This is a genomic window from Paenibacillus herberti (assembly GCF_002233675.1).
Taxonomy (GTDB): Bacteria; Bacillota; Bacilli; order Paenibacillales; family Paenibacillaceae; genus Paenibacillus_O; species Paenibacillus_O herberti.
Window position 1 is genome coordinate 446,073 of record NZ_NMUQ01000002.1, and the last position, 14,292, is coordinate 460,364.

The window sequence follows — 14,292 nt, forward strand, 5'->3', positions numbered from 1 at the left end:
AGGTTCTAGTACTTCATTTCGGTGTAAAGCGGGTAACGCGAAGTCAGTTCGCGCACGATGCCGGTAGCTTTAGCGAGAACAGCCTCATCTTCTGGATTACGCAGCGTCATATCGATAACTTCAGCGATGGTGCGCATCGCGTCCCCATCCATACCGCGAGTTGTAGCCGCTGGCGTACCGAGACGGATACCGCTCGTGATGAACGGGCTCGTTGGATCAAACGGAATCGCATTTTTGTTAACGGTGATGCCAACGGAATCAAGCACATGCTCAGCTACCTTGCCTGTGATGCCGAGGCCGCGAGTATCAAGCAGCATGAGGTGGTTGTCCGTACCGCCGGAAACGATATTGTGGCCGCGGGAAATCAGCTCTTCGGAGAGCACTTTTGCGTTGCTCACGACATTCTGCGCATAAGTTTTAAACTCAGGCTGCAGCGCTTCGCCGAAAGCAACGGCTTTTGCAGCGATGATATGCATGAGTGGACCGCCTTGGGAACCAGGGAATACGGCTTTGTCGATGGCTGCCGCCCATGCTTTTGTCGTCAGAATGAGGCCGCCACGTGGTCCGCGCAGCGTTTTATGCGTTGTTGTCGTCACAAAATGAGCATGCGGGATCGGGTTTGGATGCAGTCCAGCCGCCACTAGACCGGCGATATGCGCCATGTCGACGAAGAAAAGAGCGCCAACGTCTTTGGCGATTTCACCAATTTTTTCGAAATCGATGATGCGCGGGTACGCGCTGGCACCAGCTACGATCATGCGAGGACGGTGCTTGAACGCCGCTTTGCGCAGTTCGTCGTAGTTGATGGTGAAGCTGCCTTCCTCGACGCCGTAAGCAACGAAGTTATACAGGAGGCCGGAAGCATTGACCGGGCTGCCATGCGTCAAGTGGCCGCCATGCGCCAGGTTCATACCAAGCACGGTGTCGCCAGGCTTGAGCGCCGCAAGGTAAACAGCCATATTCGCTTGAGCGCCGGAATGCGGCTGCACGTTGGCATGCTCGGCTCCGAACAGCTCTTTGGCACGTTCGCGGGCAATATCCTCGACGATGTCAACATGCTCGCAGCCGCCGTAGAAACGTTTGCCGGGATAGCCTTCGGCATATTTGTTCGTCAGAACGCTGCCCATTGCTTCAAGCACGGCTTCGCTCACGATGTTCTCGGAAGCGATCAGCTCGATATTGTCGCGCTGGCGTTGCAGTTCCAGTCCAAGTGCTTTCAATACGTCAGGGTCTTGCTTGCGGAGTTGTTCCATAATTGTTCAAATCCTCCCTATAATAAATGAAATTTAACATCATAATCGCTGCTTACTTTTGTCCATTCTCGGTGCTGTTCAGTCGCAGCTGCCAGTGTCCTTCGGGGACAGCTCGGACAGCTCAGACGGTTCGGGCGGCAGCTCATAAACAGCTCGCGGCCCGCCAATCAACTTGGGACGGGAATAAGCCATCGTAACTCTCGCCTCGCCGATCATTCTCAGGGATGGCCGCACCGGCACTGCCACGCGCTTCAAATGCATGCCGATCAACGTCTCGCCGATATCGATACCAGCTTGCGCCTGCACCGCTTCGACAAGGCAAGCATCCTTCAGATGCCGGTAGGCATGAGCGGCCATAGAGCCACCGGCGCCCGGCACCGGAACCCCATGGACACGCTCCAGGCCAAGCCGCTCCGCCGTTTCCCGTTCCAGCACGAGAGCACGGTTAAGATGCTCGCAGCATTGAAAAACCGGGATAAAGCCGAGATCGGCACGAGCTCTTTCGACGCCGCTAAAGATCGCCGCCGCAGCCCCACGGCTGCCAGCGGTGCCGATTCGCTTGCCAAGCACTTCGCTTGTACTGACGCCCAGCACGAGCAGTTGACCCGGACGCAGTCGGTTTTCAGCAGCCAGCTCGCGAATCAGCGCCTCTACGCCGGCGGATACAACCTCCGACGCTGTTGCTTCACTCATCATCATACTAGCCTCCTGATCGTGGAGCTCCCTCCCGAACGCCAGGTGCAACCTGTGATGCCTCTGGGACGGGGGAACGGGACTCCTACTAGAATTCATGCCCCTGTAGGCATCATTCTCGTATTTCCATCGGGTAGCGGCTACCGACCTCTAGATCGGTAAAACCGCATTGCTTGCAGGGTTCCGTTCGTTCGTGTCCTATTATACCGAATCGGACCCCTTTTAGACGAGTGTACTTCAGAATGGTCCAAAAAACGAAAAAGAGAGCTCTGCACACGAAAAAAAATTCGCGTACATGCTCTCTGCCCAGGCGACCGGCCGTATGTTCCGATGCTCCATCGTGGTTAGTCCCACTTCGTCGCCAGTTACATCGGATCCTTCTTACTTGCCCCCATGATAGCTTACGGTTAAGCCCGCTGTCAATCCTCCAGACAGGAGAAAGTCAGACGCGTTCGCGGGACTTTTTTCCATGACATCCGCAGCGGAAATGCTTATCTGTGCTCATCGCCTTGCAGACGCTTCAGCACCGCATGCACCGCTTCGCTGATCTCTTGAGCACTGGCGGCGTAAACCTCATAAGAACCGCCGAATGGATCCGTTATATCGCCAGATAGAGCGGCGCTCTCCAGCTCGCGGAGACGCCGTTCTTCCCCTCCGCCCAGCTGCCGCCCCAAAGAGCGCTGCATCTCGCGCTCTCCGCGCAAACGGTCAAGCTCAGCCAGCTCAGCGGAGGGGGCAAAATCGCGCAGCGTGTGAACTTTATCCGCTGCTTCCGGATAATAACGGAGCAGCGCCATTTTATGAGAGCCAGTCATGGTAAGTATCAGATCCGCCCAGCGAATCAGCTCGGCGCTTACCGACGAAGAAACGCCGTCATGCCGAATCCCGCTGTTCTCCAGCACGAGACGGGCATTCCGGGAAACCGGCATGCCGTTTGATGCGGCAACACCAGCGGAGCGAACCTCAAGTGGCAGCCCCTGCGCCTTGGCGGCGTCGCGGAGAATCGCCTCTGCCATAGGTGAGCGGCAGGTATTGCCGGTGCAGACAAATAAAATCTTGGCAGCGTTCATAATGAGCTATGCCTCCTTCTTCCCACGGCGCTCCCGGCTCCTGCCGGCACAGAGCCTCAGAGCAGGAATAGGATGCCGAAGGTCAATAAAATTGCGCCTCCTGCCGCTTCGCCATAGCTGCCCAGGCTCCGACCGATGCGCCGACCTGCTAGCAGACCGAGCACGGACATCAACCCCCCTGCCAGGCCGAACAACAGAATCGTCATGACAACATCTGCAGCGAACATTCCCAGCGAAATTCCAACGGAAAAGGAATCCACGCTGACGCTGAGCGCAAACAACATAAGGCCGCCTGTGGTCCGATGATCGACAAAGGACGGCGTGGCGCCTCCATCTCCCCGGAACGAAGCAATCAACATATGCCCGCCAAGCAGAATGAGCAGCAGGCCGGCAGTTAATGCAGCGACATGGCCCAGCAGCAGGCTCATGTATTGGCCAGCGACGATGCCTACAAGCGGCATAATGACATGAAACAATCCAATGACGGCGCTCAGCTTCAAGATATCCAGTAGCCGGATGCCTCTCATGCCGATACCTACGCCAAGCGAGAACGCATCCATGCCCAGCGCAAGGGCCATTATCAAGAGCGTGAGCAGTTGCCCTTCGTGCAGAGAAGCTTCCAACATGACCGCGATCTCCCCTTACTGTCCGATGGCTTGTTCTATCCAGCCTATGCGGACAAGGGGTGGGTTTATGAATTCAGTTCTATCCAGACGATGTAGTCAGACGACGCAGTCAGTCGACCCGGTCGACCTTCCCTCCGGCTGCCTTGGATAGCCGATTGAGCAGCGCAAGGCCGATCCCGTGCGGAGGACATGCCTCCGCCCAAATGACTTCGGCTCCGCGCTCGTCGAATTCGCGCAGCGCAGCATACAGCGATTGAGCGGCTGTTTCAAGTCGTGCGAGCGACCCGCAAGCTAACACGATGTCCGCATGATAGGAGCTAGCCGTCTCGTCGTAGGCTAAAATGCCGACACGCAGTCCTTTAGCGCTAGCATGATCGGCAGCGGCTTGTATATGTGCTCGGACGGCTTCCCTTGAGCCGGCCACTAGGCGCATTTCGCCACGCGGTGCATAATGCGCGTACTTCATGCCTGGTGAGCGCGGCGCCTCGGTTACGGTGAGAGCAGATGCAATTGGCGTAGAAGAATTTTTAGCGGCAATCCTCGAAGCAGCGGCAACGCTTGAATCCACACCCTCTAGCTCCACTTCAAAACCGGCCTCACTCAGTTGTTCCGGTGTAACCCCACCAGGACGCAGAATGCGTACGCGCCCCGGCCCGATGCACTCCACAACAGTAGACTCCAAGCCCACTCCTGTCGGTCCTCCGTCCAAAATACCACCGATACGGCCATCCAAATCCTCCAGCACATGCCGCGCCGTCGTCGGGCTCGGCCTGCCAGAGCGATTGGCGCTTGGCGCCGCAATTGGACAGCCTGCAGCGCGGATTAGCCGTAGCGCCAATTCATGATCCGGCATGCGGACAGCGACTGTGTCCAAACCGGCCGTTACGCGCAATGACACGGCGTCTTTTACGGCGGGCAGCACCATCGTGAACGGTCCCGGCCAGAACAGCTCCGCCAGTCTTTGCTCCGTTTCGGTTATCTGTGCCACCAGCCCATTGAGTTGTGACAGCTCCGCGATATGGACGATGAGCGGGTTGTCCGATGGCCGGCCTTTTGCCAGAAACACCTGCTCAACAGCGCTGGTGCGCCGGGCATCGGCGCCGAGACCGTACACCGTTTCAGTCGGGAACGCGACTGTCTCACCGGCAGCGAGCATAGCTCCCGCCTCGCGAATATCCGTCTCTGACGGCTCTTGCGCGGGATGAGTCGGCCAAGCCTTAGTTAGATTCTTTTTTTCTCCGTAATCGTTCATGCTGGCTTCAATCCTTCTATTGCATCTTATGACTTGTTGGATCCTTCACTCATAATCCTTGCTTAGTCACTAGTATACCTCTCCATATCTCGCGAAACCAAGTCCCTGCCTGCTCGAAGGCGGTTCATTTTTGTAAAGGTCAGCGACCGGCCCGATCGCCAAACTATTCAAACAACAAAAATCCGGCATTCGCCATAGGGCGCTGCCGGATTGAGAGGAGCTTGCTGCTTAAGCTTACTTAGACTACCTTAAATCACCTTAGTCTACTTCAATCCGCTCGGATCTCCTATGTCTGCTTCAAGCAGACAAGATCACGCAGATGAGGCTTCGAACCGTCTCGCCGTACCACTTGCCGCTCCCAGCACCACTTCTCCGTTCAGGCCAACACTTGCCACTTCCCGCTCCCGTCAGCATTCAGCCAAATAGGCCGCGGAGAAAGCTGAACAGCGATTCTAACAGCTCCAAGATGAAAAACTTCGCTTCTGGAGCTTGGCCGTCGGCCATCTCCGCAGGAGCAGCAGCTTCGCTGGCTTTGGCGTCAGAGCCACCTTTAACTGCCGCGGTCGCCCCAGCTGCCTTTACTGCGGCACCATCGCCGGATGCAGCGGCTGCTTCTGCCTTCGGCACCGCGTCTCCGGTCGTCGAATCCACAAAGCAAAGCGGAGGGAACAGCACGCACCACCAGTTTTGCCCTTTTCCTTCGCCAAGCGTAATGCGAAGCGCTTCGTACTCGCCGGCTGGGTATACTTTTTCCCCATAGACCTTGGTCGGGAATTCCGCCATACCAAGCTCAGCCGTAAAGCCGTAGCTGAAACCGCGCGCCTGCAGACGCTCTGCAATGACCGCTTCAATCGCCGCCATGCGGGACTGAATGACGTAACGAGCCTCTTCAATCGACTCCGGCTCCGCTGCCCAGCTATTCAATTCGGACACAATCGCATCGCGAACAACACGCTTGGTCGCTTGGTCAACTGCAGAGTCAGAGTTAGCAAGAATGCGGAGGCGGATCGCTTCGTTCGGGATGTCGCCTTGAGCTATAGCCGCATCATTGCGCGCCGACTCCCAGCTCATCAAAAGCACGGCCAGGCAGACGAGCAGATACAGATAGGACATACGGAATGGAAAACGGTAAACATGCGGTGCAGCTGTATAAGAACGGCGAACCTCGAAAGAATTAGAGCTGGATACGGAAACATAGGAATGAGTGCGGGAAACGGAAGAATAGGGGGATTCAAGCATAACACAAGCTCCTCTCGGGCACCCGTCGGTACCGCCGCTTGCGTTCCGGAACGCTTTCTATCCTCCAGTATGTCCGCTCCCCGCTCTTTTAAACGATGCTATTCTATTATTTTGGATCAAATGCTAGAGTTGAACTGGCCTTGCCTGAGCGCTGCTTGGCGGTCGGCTCGTCTGCCTCCTCTTCGGCTTCGGATGGGACGAGTTCCCCTTGTAGAACAGCCAGCTTTTTCATCAGCTTTTTAAGCTTGGCGGCCGCCTTCACTCTCAGCTCCAGATCATCCGAAACGACGACGCTATGCTCTCCCCGCAGAAGCGCCATCTTCAATTCCAGCGCCGTTGCCGCTTCCCGCTCCAGCTCGTTCCACACGCTACCGAACTGCAGGCATTGATGCGTATCGCTACCAGCGGTTACCGGCTTGCCCAGTTCATGCGCCAGCAGTTCTACCCGCTCGCGGGTGACGTTTTTGCTGTATCGGTAAATGTCCTTGGCATTGAGATCCAGAGCGTCCAAACGGGACAGCTGTTCCCGGGACAACCCGAGCAGTGAATTGCTCTCGCGGAACGGGTGGGCGCCGATTTTAAGCATCGAATAGTCGTCGGCATAATCCATCAGCTGATCAAACGCAACGAAGCTGCCTTTGCCAGTATACGGTTCCAGCCTCTCTCTGAGCTCCAGCACCTCATCCTTCTTCCCGATCAGCAAAATATGCCCCTGCTCCCGAATATCCACCTCCATCCCTGGAAACAAACTCAGCCCGTCCGCATCGTACACATGTCCGTTATAGGGAAACATCCGGTCCAGCCCCGCGTAAACTTCTTTGAAATTCCGGGTATTAAAATGCTCCGTAAGCGCCAGAGCGGTCAGACCGGCGGTCGTCGCTTCCTCCAGCATCTGGCCATAGTACGCCTCAGAAAACTCAGTTTGTTTGGAAAGCTTGGCATGGGTATGAAGATCAATACGCATAAGTTAGTTCACTCCTATTGAATTCGCCAGTCCGCTCAAGGGCGGGGGAGGCGTTATTGGACTTGCATGTACCCCAGCCAAAACAGCAGCGCGATATAACCGGCTGTCCCACCGAGAAAAGCTCCATCGCGCCAGCTTAACTGAAGATGCGCTAGCTTCAGGCGGCGCGAAGTCGGATTTTTCATTCCGTAGGAGAATCCTCTCACCTCTAGTGCCTCTACCGTCGTTCGGGAGCGCTTCGCCGTCGCCAGCATCAACGGGTAAAAGGAAAGCACGAGCAGCTTGAGGTAATATACAGCCAGCCTGACGTAACGGAAACGGCCGGCGGCCGGCGCTTTGCCCCGCAAACGATAGGACAGCAGCACGCTGCGGAACTCCTCCAGCAGGACGGGCAAAATCCGGTACCCGTAAGACAGACTGAAGGAAAACGTCGCCGGCATGCCAAGCGCCAGCAGACCGTCGCTGATCCGCTCGGGGTCCATCCCGGAAAATACAGTGATGCTGGCCAGCGAGACGACGCTTAGCTTAAGCGTCAGCTTGAGGAGGGGCAGTGCCGACTCGGCATCCCCGCCGAAAAAGAGCGATAGCAGGAACAACCATCCGACCTGCCCAATTAGGCCAAGGCAGAGGATGAACAGAATAAACGGCGCCGCTCGTGAGAGCACCGTCGAGGCAGCAAGCAGCAGAAACATGCCTGTCAGCACCGTCAGACTTGAGATGAACCAGGGAGCAATGGCGAAAAACAAGTACCAAATCAGCATGCTGCGAGGGTCAAGCCGTGACAACACCGCGTGGCCGCTGCCGTACACCATGCCCATCAGCTGTGTTTGAAAGTTTTCCAGCGATAGCCGTTCAAGCCATCTGCGGGCAATTTGCATGACTCTTCTCCTCCACTTTCTCGGCCATTCCGTCGCTTATTCGGCTCAACATTGCCGCCGCCAGGCTAGCGGGAGTCAGCCGTGCAAGCCGGTTTCCGAAGCCAATCCTGTCCGCCAACTCCATCAAGCTCGGCAGCATCAACCCTGCTCGGGCCATAAGCTCGCGGTCGGCGAATACCTGCTCCGGAGGGCCGTCCGCAGCCAACCTTCCACCCTGCAGCACAAGAACTCTTGTCGCCCACTCCTGCACCAGCCCCATATCGTGGGTCGCCACGACCACGGTGCTTACATGGCTGCTTAACGCCTGCAGCGTACTTAGCAAATCGCCGCGCATCGCCATATCTAGGTTGGCAGTTGGCTCATCCAGCAGCATAACCGCCGGGCGCATGGCAGCCCCGATCGCCAGTGAACAGCGCCGCTGCTGCCCACCGCTGAGTAAGCGGGCATCACGTCCTGCCAGCTCCTCAAGTCGGAAAGCCCGCAGCATTTCCTGCAGCCGCTGCTCCGCGTCCGGCAACTTCCGGCGAATAAGCGCATAAGCGATCTCCTTACTTACGCTGTCATCGATAAACATATCCTCGGGGTTCTGGAACACATAGCCGACCTGCTCCGACAGCAGCTCAAGCGGAACGCCAGCAGCCGGTTGACCTTGCAGGACCACTTCGCCTGCGTCAGGGCGAATGATGCCCGCTGCCAGCTTCAACAGGGAGGACTTGCCAGCACCATTACCGCCTACGACCGCCACGCGCTCCCCCGCATGCAGCTTGAGGCTGATCCCGTCCAAAACGATTCGACGGCCTTTGCGCTGCGACCCGTAGGAGAGGGAGACCGCATTCAATTCCAATACGGCCGTGTTGGACGGTGTTTGATTCTCTAGTTCATTCTGGCCCCATCGCGCCGATTCAGAGTTATCTACCTTCTCGGATTGGATCGGAGGAACATCGGAAGCTGCCGAAGTCAATGCTGACGCTCGAACAGAGTCCGGAGCAGACGCTAGGGCAAACACCGGAACTGACGCTGGAGCGGACACCGGAGCTGACGCTCCAGCAGAAGCCGGAGCCGATGTTTCAAGGAGGCCGTGGAACCAGCGCACCGCCGCCTCAAGCGTAACGGGCAGATTTGTCTCGGCGAGCGGGCTCGGCGCTAATGGAGTTTCTATCTCTGTTGCAAGCAGGCTATTCAACCGGGCTGCAACTTGCGTTACCTCCGGCGGTTGAATGCCACAACTCGCCAAATCATCCAGCCTATTCAGCGCCTGTGGAACGGGCAGCAGCCAGCGCACCCGGCCCGCATCCACCAGGCATACGTCACGGCAATAGTCGGCGATGAATTCAGCGTGATGCTCAATGACGATGATCGTCTTGCCCTGATCGCGGTTCAAGCGGCGCAGCAGATCGTACACCTGCCGTGCATGGGACGGGTCCAACTGGGACACCGGCTCATCAACAACGAGAATGCCGGGCTGCAGCGACAACGCCCCGGCAATGGCGAGCAGATGCCGCTGGCCGCCGCTCAACTCCCATATATACCGATCCTGCATATGAAGCAGTCCACACTGCTCCAGCGCCTGCCGTCCCAGACTGCGGTACTCTTTAATCCCATAATTGAGCGGCGCGAAACAAGCTTCGTCCAGCACTGTAGGACGCACCAACTGATTATCAAAATCCTGATATACGTAACCGATCTGGCGCGACAGCTCTGCTACGGAGCACTCGCCCGCATTCCGTCCTTCGATCCAAACCTCTCCTTCGAAGTCGCCCGAATAAAAGTGGGGGATCAGTCCGTTGAAAAGCTTGCACAGCGTTGATTTACCGCTGCCATTGCCGCCGATGATCGCGGTGAAGCTTCCGGTATTCAGCTGCAGCGAGGCCCCGTCCAAAACCTGGCGCTCGCCGCCGGGATATGTAAACCGGACGTTGCGCAGATCAATGGCCGGCGGCGCTGCTGCCGCAAGCCCGGACGGCATTTCCGTCGCTGACGGCAAGTGCGTCTCAACCATGAGGCAGCTCTCCGCTGCGGTCCGCCGTTGTTTTTTTGCGTAGCATGAACACCGCCAGAACAACAACGCTGACCAGAGCCGCTGCTCCAACACTCACCCAGATCGCTCCATCGCCCAGACGGTCGGCAAGACCACTGTCCCATGAGCCCCAGTCGAACCCGCTTTCCGAAAGCGACTCCGCGCCAAAAGCGATCAATCCCAGCACCACTCCAACGATAGCCAGCATAGCGACGCGGCGACGGTCCGTCTCCGGCCTCAGCTTCCGCTCACGAGGCTTCATGCCGAGCAGCGGCTCGATTTTGCCATGCAGACGCGGTACCAGATAGAGGGTTGGCAACAGCGCGAACAGAATGCCGGAGAACAGCACATCGTTGAGGAAACCAACTCCTTCTACAAGCACAACGCTCTCTGCGAGACCCGGAACGGCCTCGAATTGTTCCACACCGATTATGACTTTTCCGATATCAACAAGGCTGCTGCACAGCTGATGGATGATGACTCCCGTCATCGCAGCCGTTCCCACCTGCAGTCTGCTGCGAGGGTCACGCACCATAGATCCGGCAACAAACATCGCGAATGAAAACGTCAGGAATTTTTCCAACTCACCGAGACCGCCGAACTGTCCTAACATCAGCTCACCGAAAATAACTTCTCCCAGCGCGGCTCCGATGGCCGCATATAACGGATGGAATAGGATGCACAGCGTAAGCGGGATGAAAGCGAAGTATTCCACGGACAGTTCAATCGGCCCCAGCTGGAGCTTTGGAATGAGCTCGGTGAACATGTTGGACAACCCGTAGAGCGACATCGAGAGTACAAAAATCATCATTTTCTGCGAAGAGGTAAGCGTATAGCGGTCGGCTTTGCTTTTCATGGAACAACCCCCCAGATCGGATTTCTTTCATCTTAGAGGCCCTGTATTAAAACAAAACTGTTGTTTTGTCAACGCTGTGTAATTTTTATTAGATTATTATGTGAATGTAATTTTTATTACAAAACAAGACATGGAATGATATAATGAGGTCTACTTCCGAAGTAAAGCGAGGGTATCTTGAAATGGTTCTTTTTGCAGACAAAAGCGTGTTAACGCCAAGCCAACAGAGGCTGGCCGACTTCATCGAACGAAATCCGGAGGAAGTGTTATTTCTAACCGAGCAAGAAATCGCAAACCGCATAGGTGTCAGCATCGCCACCGTATCCCGCTTCTGGCGGACGGTCGGCTACGACAATATAAAAGCATTCAAAGCCAAACTTCGCGGTGCGGCGGACGCGACGCCTTCGCTCAAGCTGGAGACGACAATTGCTGGGCTTGATCCCGCCAGCCTGCCGGCCCGCATGCTGGAGCTGACGATCGCCCATCTGGAGCGCACCGCTCGCGAGCTGCGGCCGGAGGAATTAGAGGAGACGGCGCGTTTCATGAGTGCCGCCCGCCGGATCTATGTTCATGCCCCGGGACCTTCCCGGGCGCTCGGCGAACTGCTCTCGTTCCGGCTCAGCCGCTTCGGCCTCACGGTGCAGCTGATGGCCGGAAGCGGCCACGAGCTGTTAGAATCACTGGCCCAACTGCAAAGCGACGACGCCGTATTGCTGTTCAGTTTTACGCGGATGTTACCTGAGACGGAGGTGATTCTGGACTGCATTGGACGCATCGGCTGCCCGGGGGCGCTGCTGACCGACCGCGAGGAATTACGATACGGTCATCCTGTGCGCAACTCCTTTTGGGTCAGTCGGGGCGAGCTGGGAGAGTTCCACTCCATGACGACGCCGCTGCTGCTGATCGAACAGCTTATTCTGAGCATCGGTCTGCTGCAAAAAGAAACCGTGCTGAAAAGGCTGGATGTGCTGTCCGAGCTTCGCGGCCGCTACGCCTCCAAACTGCCGCGAGGCCGTTGACCGCGTTCCCGGGCTGGAGCTCAAACCCGAGCTCGAGCGTCCCCCGAGCCGGTACGCACCGCAATCACATGACGCTGGATACCGCCATAGTCGGTCACGATGGAAATATCATCCCAGTGGCCGATTGCCTCCAGCAGCTGGGCTACATCCCGAGCTTGGCCGATGCCCAGCTCAAAAGCAACAATCGAAGGCAGCTGCGACAAACCACTCAGCTGTTCCGCCATGCGGCGGTACGGATCAAGCCCGTCCGTTCCGCCATCCAGCGCCAGCACAGGCTCATAGTCGCGCACCTCACGCTGCAAGCCGGGCAGATCACCAGCCGGAATATAGGGCGGATTGGACACGAGAATGTCCAGCTTCAGCCCGGCATACTCCCCGCCGGCAGCGGCGAGGAAGGGAGCCAGTAAATCCCCTTCTGCAAAAGCTCGAACCTGCGCGCCGAGCCGCTCCGCATTGGCCCGTGCCGCCGCAAGCGCCGCAGGCGACAGGTCGGAGGCGTACACCCGCCACTCAGGGCGTTCCGCCGCAAGCGTCAGTGCAATCGCACCGCTGCCCGTGCCAACGTCGAGGACGACCGGACTAGACACTGCGCGAGCGCCTTGTGCGAACTGTTCCACAGCTTGGACATTCGTATCGTCTGAATTTCCATTCACGCGGCCAGGCTGCGCAGCCAGCGCCCCGTCGGAGCCCCTAGCCTCCGCAGCGGCAGACCCGTCCTTGCGATCCAAGTCCAACACTGCCGCCGACTCCGGCCACAGTCGATCGGCCGCCTTCAGTACGGCCTCGACAAGCAGCTCCGTCTCCGGCCGCGGAATAAGCACCGCTGGAGATACGGCGAATGCCCGGCCGTAAAACCATTGTTCACCGGCGATATACTGCGCCGGCTCCCCCAGACCCTTACGGCCGACCGCCTCCGCCCAAGCCGCCGCCCGCTCCGCTGGAAAAGCATCGCGCGCACTGAGCATCAGCTCGGTGCGGCTTTTTTGCAGCACATGCTGAAGCAGCAGCGACACATTGTCCTCCGGCTCGTCTACTCCCTGTTCCTGCAAGTATGCGGCAGCATGTCGTCGAGCTTCACCCACCGTCAAGCCATGCGGCAGCTCATATTCTCCAAACCTTTGTGCAGCCTTCTCCATTCGTTCTTCTCCTTCCATTAAGTCAGTATCGAGCAAAATAACGGTCGCCTGACTATAGTTTTCCTAGCCATCACCAACCCACAGCCGTAGTCCGTTCGTAGCCATTGCCAAAAACAAAAAGCTTCACCCTTCCGGGAGAAGCTTCCTGCGGCTTACTGTCTTGCCATAGTTCTATTCCATGCATAACCAGCCTAAGGATTAAGCCAGGTTTTCCCTCTCCAACAGTTCCGTTTGCTCTGCCAGCGACAACGAGTTGACGATCTCCGTCATATCACCGTTCATAATCGTGTCCAGCCGGTGTAGCGTCAGGCCAATGCGGTGGTCCGTCACCCGGCTTTGCGGGAAGTTGTACGTGCGAATACGCTCGCTGCGGTCGCCCGTGCCAACTTTGCTTTTGCGGTCTCCGGCAATTTTGGCTTCTTCTTCCTGGCGATGAATGTCGTAAACGCGGGCGCGCAAAACTTGCAACGCCTTTGCTTTGTTCTCATTCTGGGACTTGCCGTCCTGACAAGTAGCCACGATGCCCGTCGGTACATGCGTCACACGCACGGCAGACTTCGTCGTGTTGACGGATTGTCCGCCCGCTCCGCTGGAGCAGAAGGTGTCTACGCGGATGTCTTTGTCGAGAATCTCGACCTCGATTTCTTCCACCTCCGGCATAACCGCTACCGTCGAAGTCGACGTGTGGATGCGTCCACCGGATTCCGTTACTGGAATACGCTGTACGCGATGCGCACCGCTCTCAAACTTCAGCTTGCTGTACGCACCTTTGCCTGACACTTTGAAAATGACCTCTTTGAAGCCGCCAAGATCGTTCTCGCTGGCATCCATCAGCTCTACGCGCCAGCCTTGGGCCTCAGAGAAACGAGTGTACATGCGATAAAGATCCGATGCGAACAAAGCGGCCTCATCGCCGCCAGCAGCGCCGCGAATTTCCACGATGACGTTTTTGTCGTCGTTGGGATCCTTAGGCAGCAGCAGCACGTGGATTTGTGCCTCGAGTTCAGTCAGACGTTGGCTGAGCTCATCGAGCTCCATTTTGACCATCTCACGCATCTCGTCGTCGAGCTTCTCCGCCTGCATCGCCTTGGCATCCTCATGCTGGCCATGGACTTCCTTGTATTCTGTATAAGCGTTGTATGCATCCTGCAGATCTGACTGTTCCTTAGAAAGATCGCGCAGCCGCTTGGGATCGCTGGCTACATCAGGATCGCACAGCAGCTCGCTCAGCTTATCATACCGGTCGGCAAGCGCCTGTAAACGGTCTAACACCTGACTTCACCCCTGTA

General features: G+C 57.2%; 13 protein-coding genes and 1 riboswitch. Of the genes, 1 reads left to right on the forward strand and 12 read right to left on the reverse strand.

The window, feature by feature from the left end; all coding sequences use genetic code 11:
* Positions 1–5: 5 nt before the first annotated feature.
* The 10 genes from CGZ75_RS14515 to CGZ75_RS14560 form a co-directional block, all read right to left on the reverse strand.
* The gene (locus tag CGZ75_RS14515) at positions 6–1,253 is read right to left on the reverse strand and encodes a serine hydroxymethyltransferase (RefSeq protein ID WP_141136773.1); all 1,248 of its coding nucleotides are present in this window, start codon (positions 1,251–1,253) and stop codon (positions 6–8) included.
* A gap of 78 nt (positions 1,254–1,331) precedes the next feature.
* Positions 1,332–1,946: a TIGR01440 family protein gene (locus CGZ75_RS14520; protein ID WP_089525898.1), complete on the reverse strand. Its 615-nt coding sequence runs from the start codon at positions 1,944–1,946 to the stop codon at positions 1,332–1,334.
* 297 nt (positions 1,947–2,243) lie between these two features.
* A riboswitch (ZMP/ZTP riboswitch) is annotated at positions 2,244–2,325 on the reverse strand.
* Between the two features lie 112 nt (positions 2,326–2,437).
* Entirely contained in the window at positions 2,438–3,016 is a 579-nt protein-coding gene (locus CGZ75_RS14525; protein WP_089525005.1) for a low molecular weight protein arginine phosphatase, read from the reverse strand.
* 56 nt (positions 3,017–3,072) lie between these two features.
* Positions 3,073–3,642, reverse strand: a complete 570-nt coding sequence (locus tag CGZ75_RS14530; protein ID WP_089525006.1) for a manganese efflux pump MntP — start codon at positions 3,640–3,642, stop codon at positions 3,073–3,075.
* 109 nt (positions 3,643–3,751) lie between these two features.
* Entirely contained in the window at positions 3,752–4,894 is a 1,143-nt protein-coding gene (locus tag CGZ75_RS14535; protein ID WP_089525007.1) for an L-threonylcarbamoyladenylate synthase, read from the reverse strand.
* 414 nt (positions 4,895–5,308) lie between these two features.
* Positions 5,309–6,133 carry a stage II sporulation protein R gene (gene spoIIR, locus CGZ75_RS14540; protein ID WP_245850870.1) on the reverse strand — a complete coding sequence of 275 codons (825 nt, stop codon included), beginning with the start codon at positions 6,131–6,133 and terminating at the stop codon, positions 5,309–5,311.
* 106 nt (positions 6,134–6,239) lie between these two features.
* Entirely contained in the window at positions 6,240–7,097 is an 858-nt protein-coding gene (locus CGZ75_RS14545) for a PHP-associated domain-containing protein (protein ID WP_089525008.1), read from the reverse strand.
* Positions 7,098–7,150: 53 nt separating this feature from the next.
* Positions 7,151–7,975, reverse strand: a complete 825-nt coding sequence (locus CGZ75_RS14550; protein WP_089525009.1) for an energy-coupling factor transporter transmembrane component T family protein — start codon at positions 7,973–7,975, stop codon at positions 7,151–7,153.
* Positions 7,950–9,974 carry an ABC transporter ATP-binding protein gene (locus CGZ75_RS14555; RefSeq protein WP_089525010.1) on the reverse strand — a complete coding sequence of 675 codons (2,025 nt, stop codon included), beginning with the start codon at positions 9,972–9,974 and terminating at the stop codon, positions 7,950–7,952. Before CGZ75_RS14555 ends, CGZ75_RS14550 begins: the two co-directional genes overlap by 26 nt.
* Entirely contained in the window at positions 9,967–10,848 is an 882-nt protein-coding gene (locus CGZ75_RS14560) for a DUF8171 family membrane protein (RefSeq protein WP_089525011.1), read from the reverse strand. The genes CGZ75_RS14555 and CGZ75_RS14560 overlap by 8 nt, the downstream gene beginning before the upstream one ends.
* Before the next feature lie 182 nt (positions 10,849–11,030).
* Between CGZ75_RS14560 and CGZ75_RS14565 the strand changes: the two genes are divergently transcribed.
* On the forward strand, positions 11,031–11,867 hold the full coding sequence (locus CGZ75_RS14565; RefSeq protein WP_089525012.1) for a MurR/RpiR family transcriptional regulator: 837 nt from the start codon (positions 11,031–11,033) through the stop codon (positions 11,865–11,867).
* Between the two features lie 20 nt (positions 11,868–11,887).
* Here CGZ75_RS14565 and CGZ75_RS14570 read toward each other — a convergent pair whose 3' ends face one another.
* Positions 11,888–13,003, reverse strand: coding sequence for a N5-glutamine methyltransferase family protein (locus CGZ75_RS14570; RefSeq protein WP_089525013.1), 1,116 nt, complete (start codon positions 13,001–13,003; stop codon positions 11,888–11,890).
* A gap of 198 nt (positions 13,004–13,201) precedes the next feature.
* Positions 13,202–14,275: a peptide chain release factor 1 gene (prfA, locus tag CGZ75_RS14575; protein ID WP_089525014.1), complete on the reverse strand. Its 1,074-nt coding sequence runs from the start codon at positions 14,273–14,275 to the stop codon at positions 13,202–13,204.
* Between the last annotated feature and the right edge of the window lie 17 nt (positions 14,276–14,292).